This is a genomic window from Agromyces agglutinans, from assembly GCF_009647605.1.
In the GTDB taxonomy this organism is placed as follows: domain Bacteria; phylum Actinomycetota; class Actinomycetes; order Actinomycetales; family Microbacteriaceae; genus Agromyces; species Agromyces agglutinans.
In genome coordinates this window covers 45,475-58,767 of record NZ_WJIF01000006.1, presented here as the reverse complement: position 1 = coordinate 58,767, position 13,293 = coordinate 45,475, and the positions used below count along the sequence as shown (strand labels likewise).

Annotated in this window: 11 protein-coding genes and 1 tRNA gene; 6 read left to right on the top strand and 6 right to left on the bottom strand. The window is 71.6% G+C overall.

Features of this window, described 5'->3' with window-relative positions; all coding sequences use genetic code 11:
- Positions 1–98 precede the first annotated feature (98 nt).
- From hpaH to hpaD, 6 genes are all read left to right on the top strand, one after another.
- Positions 99–884 (top strand): 2-oxo-hept-4-ene-1,7-dioate hydratase, encoded by a 786-nt coding sequence (gene hpaH / locus GE115_RS11420; RefSeq protein WP_312855095.1) that lies wholly within the window; start codon positions 99–101, stop codon positions 882–884.
- Positions 869–1,687, top strand: coding sequence for an HpcH/HpaI aldolase family protein (locus GE115_RS11415; RefSeq protein WP_153684926.1), 819 nt, complete (start codon positions 869–871; stop codon positions 1,685–1,687). The genes hpaH and GE115_RS11415 overlap by 16 nt, the downstream gene beginning before the upstream one ends.
- Before the next feature lie 101 nt (positions 1,688–1,788).
- Positions 1,789–3,354, top strand: a complete 1,566-nt coding sequence (locus GE115_RS11410) for a fumarylacetoacetate hydrolase family protein (protein ID WP_153684925.1) — start codon at positions 1,789–1,791, stop codon at positions 3,352–3,354.
- A 4-nt stretch (positions 3,355–3,358) separates the two neighbouring features.
- Complete coding sequence (locus GE115_RS11405; protein WP_153684924.1) at positions 3,359–4,048, top strand: GntR family transcriptional regulator; 690 nt, start codon at positions 3,359–3,361, stop codon at positions 4,046–4,048.
- Positions 4,049–4,056: 8 nt separating this feature from the next.
- Entirely contained in the window at positions 4,057–5,550 is a 1,494-nt protein-coding gene (gene hpaE / locus GE115_RS11400; RefSeq protein ID WP_153684923.1) for a 5-carboxymethyl-2-hydroxymuconate semialdehyde dehydrogenase, read from the top strand.
- Between the two features lie 86 nt (positions 5,551–5,636).
- A complete protein-coding gene (gene hpaD, locus GE115_RS11395; RefSeq protein ID WP_153684922.1) occupies positions 5,637–6,776 on the top strand; it encodes a 3,4-dihydroxyphenylacetate 2,3-dioxygenase in 1,140 nt (379 codons plus the stop codon).
- A 75-nt stretch (positions 6,777–6,851) separates the two neighbouring features.
- Here hpaD and GE115_RS11390 read toward each other — a convergent pair whose 3' ends face one another.
- From GE115_RS11390 to GE115_RS11365, 6 genes are all read right to left on the bottom strand, one after another.
- A complete protein-coding gene (locus GE115_RS11390) occupies positions 6,852–7,460 on the bottom strand; it encodes an isochorismatase family protein (protein ID WP_153684921.1) in 609 nt (202 codons plus the stop codon).
- An 85-nt stretch (positions 7,461–7,545) separates the two neighbouring features.
- Entirely contained in the window at positions 7,546–9,075 is a 1,530-nt protein-coding gene (locus GE115_RS11385; RefSeq protein WP_153684920.1) for a D-alanyl-D-alanine carboxypeptidase/D-alanyl-D-alanine-endopeptidase, read from the bottom strand.
- Positions 9,076–9,176: 101 nt separating this feature from the next.
- Positions 9,177–10,169, bottom strand: coding sequence for a Gfo/Idh/MocA family protein (locus GE115_RS11380; RefSeq protein ID WP_153684919.1), 993 nt, complete (start codon positions 10,167–10,169; stop codon positions 9,177–9,179).
- A gap of 128 nt (positions 10,170–10,297) precedes the next feature.
- Positions 10,298–10,370, bottom strand: a tRNA-Thr gene (locus tag GE115_RS11375).
- A gap of 127 nt (positions 10,371–10,497) precedes the next feature.
- Entirely contained in the window at positions 10,498–12,093 is a 1,596-nt protein-coding gene (locus GE115_RS11370; RefSeq protein ID WP_312855094.1) for an alpha/beta hydrolase, read from the bottom strand.
- Positions 12,090–13,280: a DNA polymerase III subunit delta' gene (locus tag GE115_RS11365; protein WP_312855093.1), complete on the bottom strand. Its 1,191-nt coding sequence runs from the start codon at positions 13,278–13,280 to the stop codon at positions 12,090–12,092. Before GE115_RS11365 ends, GE115_RS11370 begins: the two co-directional genes overlap by 4 nt.
- Between the last annotated feature and the right edge of the window lie 13 nt (positions 13,281–13,293).

Here is a 13,293-nt window from a genome sequence, read left to right as displayed (position 1 = left end):
CCGGTTCGTATACGATTTCAGATACCGCAGCCGCAGCGCGGCCCGATACGATCGGGGCCTGGCCCCTGAGACCCCGAACACGACGAAGTGGAGCGCGAGTGCTCGACCAGACCCACATCGACGCGATCGCCGACGAGCTCATCGTTGCCGACCGCGATCGCACGACCGTGCCGCTGCTGACCGCTCGCAACCCGGGCATGACCGTCGACGACGCGTATGCCGTGCAGCGCGTCTGGGCCGAGCGCCGCCAGGACGCGGGCGCCCGCCTCGTCGGACGCAAGATCGGCCTGACCTCGAAGGTCATGCAGGTCGCGACCGGCATCACCGAGCCCGACTACGGGGTCATCCTCGACGACATGGTCTTCGAGTCCGGCTCGGTGATCGACTTCGACCGGTTCTCGAACGTGCGCATCGAGGTCGAGCTCGCGTTCGTGCTCGGCGCTCCGCTCACGGGTCCGAGCACGACGATCTTCGACGTGCTGCGCGCGACCGACTACGTCGTGCCCGCGCTCGAGGTCCTGAACTCGCACATCGAGCTCGAGGGCCGCACCATCGTCGACACCATCAGCGACAACGCCGCGATGGGCGCGATGGTGATCGGCGGGCGACCGGTGAAGGCCGATGACGTCGACCTCCGCTGGGTCGGCGCCCTGCTCTCGCGCAACGAGACGATCGAGGAGTCGGGCGTCGCGGGTGCGGTGCTCGGCCACCCCGCGATGGGCGTCGCCTGGCTCGCGAACAAGCTCGCCCAGCACGACCAGTCGCTCGGCGCGGGCGAGATCGTCCTCGCGGGATCGTTCACCCGGCCCATGTGGGTCGAGCGCGGCGACACTGTGCACGCCGACTACCGCGACCTCGGGAGCATCGCATGCCGGTTCGAATGACCCTTCCGTCGACGTTCGGCGCTCGGCTCGAGGCATCCGCCCGTCCGCTGATCGGCATGTGGGTGTGCTCGGGCAGCCCGCTCGTGGCCGAGATCGCCGCCGGCAGCGGCCTCGACTGGGTGCTGATCGACGCCGAGCACTCCGCGAACGGACTCGAGTCCATCCAGGCGCAGCTGCAGGCGGTCGCCGCCTACCCGGTCGCGCCGGTCGTGCGCGTGCCGTTCGGCGACACCGTGGTCATCAAGCGATACCTCGACATCGGCGTGCAGAACCTGCTCGTGCCGATGGTCGACTCTGCCGAGCAGGCCGAAGGCCTCGTGCGGGCCGTGCGCTATCCGCCCGAGGGCGTGCGCGGGGTCGGCTCGTCGCTCGCACGAGCGTCGCGCTGGAACCGCGTCGAGCACTACCTGGCGGATGCCCCGTCGACCATCAGCCTCATCGTGCAGGTCGAGTCGGCCGCGGCCGTCGCCGACGTCGACCGGATCGCCGCGGTCGACGGCATCGACGCGCTCTTCGTCGGACCGGCCGACCTGGCCGCGTCGATGGGTCACCTCGGGCAGCCGGGGCATCCCGACGTCGTCGAGGCGGTGCTCTCGGCGATCCGGGCCGGCCGCGCGGCCGGCGTGCCGGTCGGCGTGAACGCGTTCGTCGCCGCCGACGCCGAGCGCTACCTCGAGGCGGGTGCGTCGTTCGTCGCCGTCGGAGCGGATGTCGCGCTGCTCGCGCGCGCCTCCGAGGCGCTCGCCGACCGCTTCATCGGGGATGCCGCGGGCGGCGACGCATCCGACCGGCCCAGTTACTGACCGGCGCCCCTACCCGCACATGACCACCCGGGGTTGGCATCGCGGCTTGGCCGACGCCTCGTAATCGTATATGATTTCAGATATCTGAGACGAGGGAGTCCATGACCGACATCGCCCGGCCCGGCAAGATCATCGCCGTCCACTTGAACTACCCGTCGCGCGCCGCGCAGCGCGGGCGCACGCCCGCGCAGCCGAGCTACTTCCTGAAGCCGCAGAGCTCGCTCGCCGGCACGGGCGGCACGATCGAACGCCCCGCCGCCACCGAACTGCTGGCCTTCGAGGGCGAGATCGCGATCATCATCGGCACGCCGGCGAGGCGCGTCTCCCCCGAGGCCGGATGGTCGCACGTCGCCGCCGTGACCGCGGCGAACGACTTCGGCCTGTACGACCTGCGCGCCGCCGACAAGGGCTCGAACCTGCGCTCGAAGGGCGGCGACGGGTTCACGCCGCTCGGTCCCGTCGCGATCCCGGTCGACGGCATCGGCGAGGGCGACTGGCGGGTGCGCACCTGGGTCAACGGCGCGCTCGTGCAGGAGGACACGTCCGACACGCTGCTGTTCCCGTTCGGCCGCCTCGTCGCCGACCTCTCGCAGCACGTCACGCTCGAGCCGGGCGACGTGATCCTCACCGGCACGCCTGCGGGCTCGTCGGTCGTCGTGCCCGGCGATGTCGTCGAGGTCGAGGTCGACGCGCCGGGCGCTCCGGGCAGCCCGACGACGGGCCGGCTCGTCACCAGGGTCACGCAGGGCGAGGTCGCCTTCGGCGACTTCGGCTCGAAGCCCGCCGCCGACGACCTGCAGCGCATCGAGGCGTGGGGGTCGGAGGCCGAGCACGCCTCGGCGGTCGAGGCCGGTCGGGCTTCGCCGCTCGAGGGCGCGGGTGGGTCTCGATACGGCGCTGGCGCGCCGACTCGACCGACGGAGAGCGCGGATGGCGCGCCCGACACCGTGCTCACCGACGAGGTTCGCGCCCTCCTGTCGCGCGCCGCCGTCGCCACCCTCTCGGTCGCGCTGCGCAAGCGCGGCTACCACGACGTCTTCATCGAGGGCGTGTTCGCGAACCATGCCGGCGACCGCATCGTCGGACGCGCCCGCACGCTGCGGTTCATCCCGTCGCGCCCCGACCTGTTCGATTCGCACGGCGGCGGTTACAACGCGCAGAAGCGCGCGTTCGACTCGGTCGGCGCGGGCGAGGTGCTCGTCGTCGATGCCCGCGGCGAGCGCGGCACCGGCACCGTCGGCGACGTGCTCGCCCTGCGCGCGAAGGTGCGCGGCGCCGCCGGCATCGTGACCGACGGCGGCGTGCGCGACTTCGACGCGGTCGCCGAGATCGGCATCCCCGTGTTCTCGCAGGGTCCGCACCCGAGCGTGCTCGGCCGCCGACACGTGCCGTGGGAGACCGACGTCGCCATCGCGTGCGGGGGCGCGGCGGTGCAGCCGGGCGATGTCATCGTGGGCGACGGCGACGGCGTCATCGTGATCCCGCCGCACCTGGTCGCCGAGGTCGCCGCCGAGGCCGTCGCCCAAGACGAGGCGGATGCCTGGGTCGCCGAGCGCGTGGCCGAGGGCGAGGCCGTCGACGGGCTCTTCCCCATGAACGCGCAGTGGCGGGCCCGGTACGAGGCCGAGCGCGAGGCATCCGTCGCCCGGCCGGCTCGGGAGGGGTGATGCGATGACCGTCGAGAGCAAGTCGCAGCGCGCGTACCGGTTCATCCGCGAGCGCATCGACGACGGACGCTACGTGCCTGGCTACCGGCTCGTGCTCGCGCAGATCGCGGGAGAGCTGGATGTCTCGGTCGTGCCGGTGCGCGAGGCGATCCGGCGTCTCGAGGCCGAGGGCCTCGTGACCTTCGAACGTAACGTCGGCGCACAGGTCGCGCTGATCAAGGAGACCGAGTACCTGCACACGATGCAGACGCTCGCGCTCGTCGAGGGGTATGCGACCGCGCTCGCGGCGCCGTACCTCACCGCCGACCACCTGCGGCGAGCGCGCGAGATCAACGAGCGGATGCGCCGGACCCTCGCCGACTTCGACCCGCATCGGTTCACCGAGCTGAACCTCGACTTCCACGCGGTGCTGTTCGAGGGCTGCCCCAACCCGCACGTGCTCGATCTCGTGCATCGCGGCTGGAACCGCATGCGCGTGCTCCGCGACTCGTCGTTCAGCTTCGTGCCGGGCCGCGCCCGCGCCTCGGTCGAGGAGCACGCCCGCATCGTCGACCTCATCGAGCAGGGGGCCGACCCCCTCGAGATCGAACTCGCCGCCCGCACGCATCGCACGGCCACGCTCGACGCCGTACTCGCCTACCAATCCGAACACCGTCCGTCGGCGCCCGTCGCCGCCGCCGCGACCACCGAGTGAGGAATCCCATGACGCACCACATCCCCGAGGGCCTGCCCGACCGCATCCGCCACTACATCGACGGCGCCTTCGTCGACTCGATCGGCGGCGAGACCTTCGACGTGCTCGATCCCGTCTCCAACGAGACGTACGTGCAGGCCGCCGCCGGCCAGCGGGCCGACATCGACCTCGCCGTCGCGGCCGCGCGGCGCGCGTTCACCGACGGCCCGTGGCCCAAGCTGCTGCCGCGCCAGCGCTCGCGCGTGCTCCACCGGATCGCCGACCTGGTCGAGGCGTCCGACGCCCGCCTCGCGGAGTTCGAGACGTTCGACACGGGCCTGCCCATCACGCAGGCGCTCGGGCAGGCCCAGCGCGCGGCCGAGAACTTCCGCTTCTTCGCCGACCTGATCGTCGCCCAGTCCGACGACACCTACAAGGTGCCGGGTCGACAGGTGAACTACGTGAACCGCAAGCCGATCGGCGTCGCCGGCCTCATCACGCCCTGGAACACGCCGTTCATGCTCGAGTCGTGGAAGCTCGCGCCCGCGCTCGCGACCGGCAACACGGTCGTGCTGAAGCCGGCCGAGTTCACGCCGCTGTCGGCGTCGCTCTGGGCTGCGATCTTCGAGGAGGCCGGCGTTCCGCAGGGCGTCTTCAACCTCGTCAACGGGCTCGGCGAGGAGGCGGGCGACGCGCTCGTGAAGCATCCCGACGTGCCGCTCATCTCGTTCACCGGCGAGAGCCGCACGGGGCAGGTCATCTTCGCGAACGCCGCGCCGTTCCTGAAGGGCCTCTCCATGGAACTCGGCGGCAAGAGCCCGGCCGTCGTGTTCGCCGACGCCGATCTCGAGTCGGCGCTCGATGCGACGGTCTTCGGCGTGTTCTCGCTGAACGGCGAGCGCTGCACCGCCGGCAGCCGCATCCTCGTCGAGCGCGCGATCTACGACGACTTCGTCGAGCAGTACGCCGAACGGGCGCGCAACATCGTCGTCGGCGACCCGCACGATCCGGCGACCGAGGTCGGCGCGCTCGTGCACCCCGAGCACTACGACAAGGTCATGTCCTACGTCGAGATCGGCAAGGGCGAGGGCCGGCTCGTCGCCGGCGGCGGCCGGCCGGAGGGGCTCGACCGGGGCAACTACGTCGCGCCCACCGTGTTCGCCGACGTCGCGCCCGACGCCCGCATCTTCCAGGAGGAGATCTTCGGTCCGGTGGTCGCGATCACGCCCTTCGATTCCGACGAGGAGGCGCTCGCCCTCGCGAACGACACGAAGTACGGCCTGGCCGCCTACATCTGGACGAACGACCTCAAGCGCGCCCACAACTTCTCGCAGGCTGTGGAGGCCGGCATGGTCTGGCTCAACTCGAACAACGTGCGCGACCTCCGCACGCCGTTCGGCGGCGTCAAGGCCTCGGGCCTCGGCCACGAGGGCGGCTACCGCTCGATCGACTTCTACACCGACCAGCAGGCGGTGCACATCACCCTGAACGAGTCGCACGCGCCGCGCTTCGGCCGCGGCTGAGGCATCCACACCCGGCGGTCGAGGAGGCGCCCCGGCGCCGTGTCGAGACGCCGCTCCCGAGGCATCCACTCAACGAAGAGGACATCATGACCCACCCGATCGCCCCCGACGCCCCCGAGCCCGTCGTCACGGCCGCCGACCCGATCCCCGCACCCGCGAACCGGATCCCGACGCCGTCCTCCCCCGCACCCGACATCGTGCGCTGCGCGTACATGGAGCTCGTCGTCACCGACCTCGCCGCGTCGCGCGCGTTCTACGTCGACGTGCTCGACCTCGTCGTCACCGAGGAGACCGACGACGCCGTGTACCTGCGCAGCTTCGAGGAGTTCATCCACCACAACCTCGTGCTCCGCCGGGGCCCGGTCGCGGCGGTCGCCGCGTTCAGCTACCGCGTGCGCACCCCGGAGGACCTCGATCGCGCCGTCGCGTTCTACGAGGAACTCGGATGCCGCGTCGAGCGCCGGCCTTCCGGATGGACGAAGGGCATCGGTGATTCGGTGCGGGTCGAGGACCCGCTCGGCTTCCCGATCGAGTTCTTCCACGAGGTCGAGCACGTCGAGCGGCTCGCGTGGCGCTACGACCTGCAGACGCCAGGATGCCTCGTGCGCCTCGACCACTTCAACCAGGTCACGCCCGACGTGCCGCGCGCCGTCGCCCACCTCGAGGACCTGGGCTTCCGGGTCACTGAGGACATCCAGGACGAGCAGGGCACCACCTACGCCGCGTGGATGCGCCGCAAGCCCACCGTGCACGACACCGCCATGACGGGCGGCGACGGGCCGCGAATGCACCACGTCGCGTTCGCGACGCACGAGAAGCACAACATCATCGCGATCTGCGACAAGCTCGGCGCGCTGCGTCGCTCCGACGCGATCGAGCGGGGTCCGGGCCGCCACGGTGTCTCGAACGCGTTCTACCTGTACCTGCGCGACCCCGACGGCCACCGCGTCGAGATCTACACGCAGGACTACTGGACGGGCGACCCCGACAACCCCGTCGTCACGTGGGATGTGCACGACAACCAGCGCCGCGACTGGTGGGGCAACCCCGTCGTGCCGTCGTGGTACACGGATGCCTCCCCCGTGCTCGATCTCGACGGCCGGCCGCAGCCCCTGGTCAGCCGCACCGACGAGAGCGAGATGGCGGTGACGATCGGCGCCGACGGCTTCTCGTACACGCGCAAGGGCGACGAGGAGCACGGGTTCAAGCTCGGCCACACGCTCTGAGCGACGGGCCGACCGGTGTCGGCCGTCTGCCGGCGCCGGGTCGGCTGGGCGACCGGTGTCGGCCGGTGCCTCGCGTCAGTCGCCCGCGGCGGCCGTGCCCACCGCGGATGACTCCGTGAGCGCGGCGCCGGCGTGCGCGAGCTCGGCGAGCGCCCGCTCGCTCGACTCGGGCGCGACGCCTGCGACGAGGTCGGTCAGCACGCGCACGTGCCGGCCGTGCTCGATCGCGTCGAGTCCGGTCGCGCGCACGCAGTAGTCGGTGGCGATGCCGACGACGTCGACCTCGGTCACGCCGTGCTCATCGAGGATCTGCGACACCGTGCGGTCGGTCTCGTCGATGCCCTCGAAGGCCGAATAGGCGGGCTTGCCCTGCCCCTTGCGGATATGCGCGTCGATGTGCGCCGTGTCGAGCGCCGGGTGGTACTCGGCGCCGTCGGTTCCGGCGACGCAGTGCTCGGGCCACGTCTCCACGAAGTCGGGATCCGCGCCGACCGCGAAGTGGCCGCCGTTGTCGTTGTCGGCATCGTGCCAGTCGCGCGAGGCGATGACGACGTCGTAGGCGTCGCGATGCTCGGCGAGGAGCCTCGTCACGCCCTCGGCGACGGCCGCCCCGCCATCGACGCCGAGCGCGCCGCCCTCGGTGAAGTCGTTCTGCACGTCCACGATGATGAGCGCCCTGGTCATGCCTCCATTGTCACCCCATCGGCGCACCGAGGCGAGGCGAGCGAGCGGGCCCGGCCCAGGCATCCGTTCGATCGGTTCTCGCGGATCAGGTGTTCGCGAGGTTGTCGCCGCAGAGGAAGAACCCCGTCGTCAATGTGTCGATCGCCTGCTTGGCCTCGTCGGTCACGTCGCCGAGCGCGTAGATGGCGAACGTGAGCGTCGAGCCGTCCTGCGCGTGGATGACACCCGAGAGCGTGTAGCCCGTCTCGATCCAACCGGTCTTGGCGAAGACCGCCCCGTCGGCGACCGAGTTGTCGCCCGCGAACCGGTCGCTGTACGAGAGGGACCCGCGCACGCCCGACACGGGCAGGCCGTCCATGATGACGCCGAGGTGTCCCTCGCGCGCGTTGATCTTGACGAACAGCTGCGTGAGGTACGACGGCGGCACGGCGTTGAAGTCCGAGAGGCCCGAGCCGTCGACGACCGTGATGCCGGCCGTGTCGACGCCGTAGGCCTGAAGCCCCTGCAGCACGCCGGCGTTGATCGCCTCGAACGTGTTGCCCGCGCCCGTCTCGATCGCGACGAGGCGTGCGAGCATCTCGGCGACGGTGTTGTCGGAGACGACGAGCGCCTTGTCGACGAGTTGCGCCACGGTCGGCGAAGACACTGCGCCGAGCTGGGCCGTGCCGCCGGGCGCCGTCCCGCGCTCGATGACCGAGATGCCGCCGAGCGCCGACGCGAACGCGTCGCCGGCACGGCCGATCGGTTCGGTGCTGCGCCACGAGGTGTTCGCGCCCGGGTCGTCGCGGTCGCCGTCGACCTGCAACGCGGTGATCTGCGACATGTAGCCGTACTCGCGCTCGACCGGGTCCCAGCTCGACTGCCATTCGGCACCGCCGAAGTAGCTGGAGTCGAGGATCAGCTTGGTCAACGGCGGATTCGACGGGTCGGCGTTCCACGCGGTTCGCACCTGCGCGGCGAGGTCGTCGAGGTGGGCGGCGCCGGGGTACACGGTCTCGGTGCCGCTCGGCGTGCGCGACAGCGTGACGTCGCCGCCGCCGACGAGCACGGCCGAACCAGGCTCGGCGCCCTTCACGACCGTTGTGGTCGCACGGTAGTCGGCGCCGAGCACGCTCAGCGCGGCAGCGGAGGTCAGCACCTTCATGACGCTCGCCGTGCGCGAGGGGGTCGTGCCGCCGCGGTCGTAGAGCACCTCGCCGGTGGCGGCGTTCACGACCTGCGCCTGCAGGTTCGCGAGGCGGCCGTCGGCGGCCCGGTCGGCGACCGAGCAGGTGCGGAAGCGAGACGCCGCCACGGCCGCGGCCGGCACCGGGCGCCCGGGCGCCTCGGTCGCCGTCGGCGTCGGAGTCGGCGTGACGCTCGCGCTCGTCGATGCGGCCGCCGTGGATGCCTCTGCGCCGTCGGCCGCGGCGAGTCCCGCGAACACGGCGCCGGTGCCGACGAGGCCGAACGCGAGTACGCCGCCCGCGATGGCGAGCGGCAGGCGGTGCCGCTTCGCGAAGCCGGTGATGCGGGTGAGGATGCCCCCGCGAGCGGATGCTTCGGCAGTGGGCCCGACAGCCGGTGAGGGGTCGCCGGGCACGGGCACGCGCGGGGCATCCGTCTCATCGGTCATCCCGGCATTGTATGAGCCGCTTCCGGGAGGTCCCCGAGGGTTCCTCGAATCAGAGCTGGGAGCCGAACGCGGACGCGGCGCTCGCGCGCTTGCTCGCGCGACTACTCGCCCGGGTAGCGCAGCCCGATCTCCTCGCGGATCGCGTCGAGCGTGCCCATGATCGCGACGGTCTCCTCGATCGGCAGCAGGTCGCCGCCCAGGTTGCCCTCGGCGACGAGGCGCTCGACCGCCTCGGCCTGGAAGTGCATGCCACGGCCGGTGAGTTCCGAACGGTACTCCTCGAGCACCGCGCCGTCGTGGCCGATCACGCGGAACGTCGTCGGCGCGTACCAGACCGCGTCGATCTCGATCCGCGCCTCGGTGCCGAGGATCGTCGCCCGGTTCGGTCCCTTCGCATCGCTCACCGACACCCCGAACGCGATGCGGTCGCCGCCGTAGCCGAACGTCGTGGCGATCTGGCCGTCGGCGCCGGTCGGCTTGAACGTCGCCGTCGACTGGATCGACAGCGGCGCGCCGAACAGGTCCCACGCGAACGAGACCGGGTAGATGCCGAGGTCGAGCAGCGCACCGCCGCCGAGCTCGAGCGCGTTCAGGCGGTGCGAGGGGTCGTCGCTGAGCTTCTGCGAGTGGTCGACGATGAGCGTTCGCACGTCGCCCAGGGTGCCCTCGGCGATGATCTCGCGGATGCGCGCCATGTGCGGCAGGTATCGCGTCCACATCGCCTCGAGCACGAGCACGCCCTCGGCCGCGGCCAGGTCGGCCACCCGGCGCGCCTGCACCGCGTTCAGGGCGAAGGGCTTCTCGACGAGCACGTGCTTGCCGGCCTCGATCGCCAGCGCGGCGTTCTCGGCGTGGAACGGGTGCGGCGTCGACACGTACACGACGTCGACCTCGGGGTCGGCGACGAGCTGCTCGTAGCTGCCGTACGCGGTCGGGATGCCGAACTCGGCCGCGAACGCGTCGGCGGCCTCCTGGCGGCGCGACCCCACTGCGCGCACGTCGAAGCCATTGAGCTTCAGGTCGTTCGTGAAGGCGTGGGCGATGCCGCCGGTCGCGAGGATGCCCCAGCGCAGGCGATCGGTCGGTTCGGTCATGCGCGAAAGCCTATCGGCGGCGGGGCCCGGGTGACGGTCGCGTGACGGGCCGCGACGTGTCGGCTCACGGCGGAGGAGCCCCGGGAACGGACGAAGCCCCCGGCGCGGGGCCGGGGGCTTCTGGTCGGAGCCGCCTGTGGGAATCGAACCCACGACCTTCTCATTACGAGTGAGACGCTCTGCCGACTGAGCTAAGGCGGCGTGACGACGCTGCGCGAACGCACCGTGGCACGAGCATCAATAGTAGCGGGTTTTCGGAGCGGTCATGACCACCGGTGCGCTCAGCCGCGACCATCGACACGGGTGGCGTCGCGGCCACCGGCCCGGCTCAGCACTTCGGGTCGGCCTCGGGCACGATCCCGTCGATGAGATAGCGCTCGACCGCCTCGTCGACGCAGTCGTTGGACTTGTTGTAGGCCGTGTGGCCCTCGCCGTCGTAGGTGACCAGCACGCCGCTCTCGAGCTGGTCGGCGAGGGAGACCGCCCATTGGTAGGGGGTGGCCGGGTCACCGGTGGTGCCGACGACGAGGATGGGCGCGGCACCCTCGGCGTGGATCGGCTGGCGGTCGGCCTTGCTCGGCGCGGGCCAGCCGGTGCAGCCAGGGCTGCCGAAGTACGGCCCGATGAGCGGGGCGGCCGCCGCGATCTCCGCGGCGTCGGTGCGCACCTGCTCGATCGACTCGGTCTGCGCGTAGTCGAGGCAGTTGATGGCGAAGAACGCCTCGCTCGAGTTGTCGAGGTACGTGCCGTCTTCGCCGCGACCGTTGTAGGCGTCGGCGAGCGCGAGCGCGAAGTCGGCGTCGCCGAACTGCACCGAGGTGAACAGGTCGTCGAGGTAGCTCCACACGTCGGGGCTGTAGAGCGGGTAGATGATCGCGGTGATGAAGGTGCTGCCGCCGACGAGGCGCCCGTCGCTCCCGCGCAGCGGGCTCGCGTCGACCGACGCGATGAGGTCGCCGATCTCCTCCATGGCATCGTCGACGCTGCCGGTGAACGGGCACTCGGCGCCGCCGAGGCAGCTCTCGAGGTAGGCGCGCAGGGCCTGCTCGAAGCCGACCGCCTGCGCCGACGAGACCTCGACGAGGCTCGCGGCAGGGTCGAGTGCGCCGTCGAGCACGAGCCGGCCGACCTTGTCGGGGTACAGTCCGGCGTAGGTCGCGCCGAGGTAGGTGCCGTAGGAGAACCCCAGGTAATTCAGCTGCTCATCGCCGAGCACCGCTCGCAGCAGGTCGAGGTCTCGTGCGGCGCTCGCGGTGTCGACCTCGGCGAGCAGTTCGCCGGTGTTCGCCTCGCACTCGGCGCCGAACTCCGCCTGAGCCTGCCCGACCTCCTCGATCCAGGCGTCCGTGCCGCGCGGGTTCTCGGGAATGCCGTAGAGGAACTCGTCCATGCCTGCGGCGTCATAGCAGGTGACCGCCGACGACCGGCCGACGCCGCGCGGGTCGAAGCCCACGACGTCGAACCGCTGCTGCAGCGGCTCACCCACCGCGTAGTCGAGCGTGTCGTGGACGAAGTCGTAGCCCGATCCGCCAGGCCCGCCCGGGTTCACGAGCAGCGACCCGAGGCGCTCCCCGGTCGCGCTGTGGCGCGACAGGGCCAGCTCGATCTCGCCGGCCGCAGGTTCGTCCCAATCGAGCGGCGCGGTCGCGGTCGTGCAGGTGAGCCCGTCGCCGCACGATTCCCACTCGAGCACCTGCGCGTAGAACGGCTCGAGTTCCGCCGAGACCTTCTCACCGGTCGGGGTCGACGTCGGCGCGGGAGCCGGCGCGAACCACGTCGCGCACCCGGCGAGCACGAGCGCCGCGACGGCCGCGACGGCCGTCGCCACCGCGCCGCGCCGGACCGCTCGGCTGCGCGTCGATCGGCCTCGGCCTCGCTGGAGGTTCGTCGGCCGGCTCGGCCCGGTGCTCGTCGGTCGGCTCACGCGGCTCCTCGTTCGTTCGTCGGTCGGCGGATGGCGGACACGAGCATCGCCTCGAGGGCGAGCACGGGCTGCACGTTGCCTTCGATGCGCGTGCGCGCCTCTTGGATGGCGTCGAGCGTCGCGAGCGTGCGAACCGGCGATGCGGATGCCCCGGCCTCGCGCAGCTCGCGTTCGAGCTCGCGGTTGACGAGCGGCACCTCGGCTCCGAGCTGCAACACGAGCAGGTCGCGGTAGAGCGACGCGAGGTCGACGAGGATGCGGTCGATGCCGTCGCGGAGGCTGCGCGTCGCGCGGCGCTTCTGGTCGTCTTCGAGGGCCTTGATCTGCGCGCGCAGCGCGGGCGGGATCGCCTGCCCGGGGTTCAGCCCGAGCGAGCGCAGCGCGTGCTCGCGCTCCTCGGCGTCGCGGATCTCGGTGATCGCCTTCGCGTCGTCGCCGGCGATCTCGAGCAGGCGGGCTGCCGTGCGGACCGCGCCCGACGCCGAACGCACGCCGAGCGCGAGCCGCAGCGTCTCTTCACGGCGCGAGCGCGCCTCTTCGCTCGTCGCGAGCCGGTGCGCCATGCCGATGTGGCTCTGCGCCTCGCGGGCCGCGCGCTCGGCGATGACCGGGTCGACGCCGTCGCGGCGCACGAGCAGCGCGGCGACGTCGTCGATCGACGGCACCTGCAGGCGCACCGTGCGCACGCGCGACCGGATCGTGGGAATGAGATCGGCGTCGCTCGGCGCGCAGAGCAGCCACACCGTGCGCTCGGGCGGTTCCTCGAGCTCCTTCAGCAGCACGTTCGAGGTGTGCTCGGTCATGCGGTCGGCGTCTTCGACGATGATGACGCGGTGGCGCCCGACCGACGGCGCGTAGTGCGAGCGGCGCACGATCTCGCGCACGTCGTGCACGCGGATGATGACACCCTCGGTCGACAGCACGTGCAGGTCGGGGTGGCTGCGCGCGTCGACCTGGATGCGAGTCGGCTCATCGCCGTCGGCGTCGCCCGCGATCAGTGCGGTGGCGAACGCGAACGCGAGGTTCGAGCGCCCCGAGCCCGGAGGCCCCGTGATGAGCCACGAGTGCGTCATGTGCCGCCCGGCGCCGGATGCGGCATCCGCACCGCCGCCCGCCGCCGACGCGGCGGCCTGGCGGAACACCGCGATCGCGGCGTCCTGCCCGGTCAGCTCGCTCCATACGCTCACGCGTCCACGCTAC

What these genes read in the sequence shown, in the direction of transcription:
- GE115_RS11415 (WP_153684926.1), top strand. Translation starts at nt 869, where the DNA reads ATGCCGGTTCGAATGACCCTTCCGTCGACGTTCGGCGCTCGGCTCGAG.
- hpaE (WP_153684923.1), top strand. Translation starts at nt 4,057, where the DNA reads ATGACGCACCACATCCCCGAGGGCCTGCCCGACCGCATCCGCCACTAC.
- GE115_RS11385 (WP_153684920.1), bottom strand. Translation starts at nt 9,075, where the DNA reads ATGACCGATGAGACGGATGCCCCGCGCGTGCCCGTGCCCGGCGACCCC.
- GE115_RS11410 (WP_153684925.1), top strand. Translation starts at nt 1,789, where the DNA reads ATGACCGACATCGCCCGGCCCGGCAAGATCATCGCCGTCCACTTGAAC.
- GE115_RS11380 (WP_153684919.1), bottom strand. Translation starts at nt 10,169, where the DNA reads ATGACCGAACCGACCGATCGCCTGCGCTGGGGCATCCTCGCGACCGGC.
- GE115_RS11405 (WP_153684924.1), top strand. Translation starts at nt 3,359, where the DNA reads ATGACCGTCGAGAGCAAGTCGCAGCGCGCGTACCGGTTCATCCGCGAG.
- GE115_RS11390 (WP_153684921.1), bottom strand. Translation starts at nt 7,460, where the DNA reads ATGACCAGGGCGCTCATCATCGTGGACGTGCAGAACGACTTCACCGAG.
- hpaD (WP_153684922.1), top strand. Translation starts at nt 5,637, where the DNA reads ATGACCCACCCGATCGCCCCCGACGCCCCCGAGCCCGTCGTCACGGCC.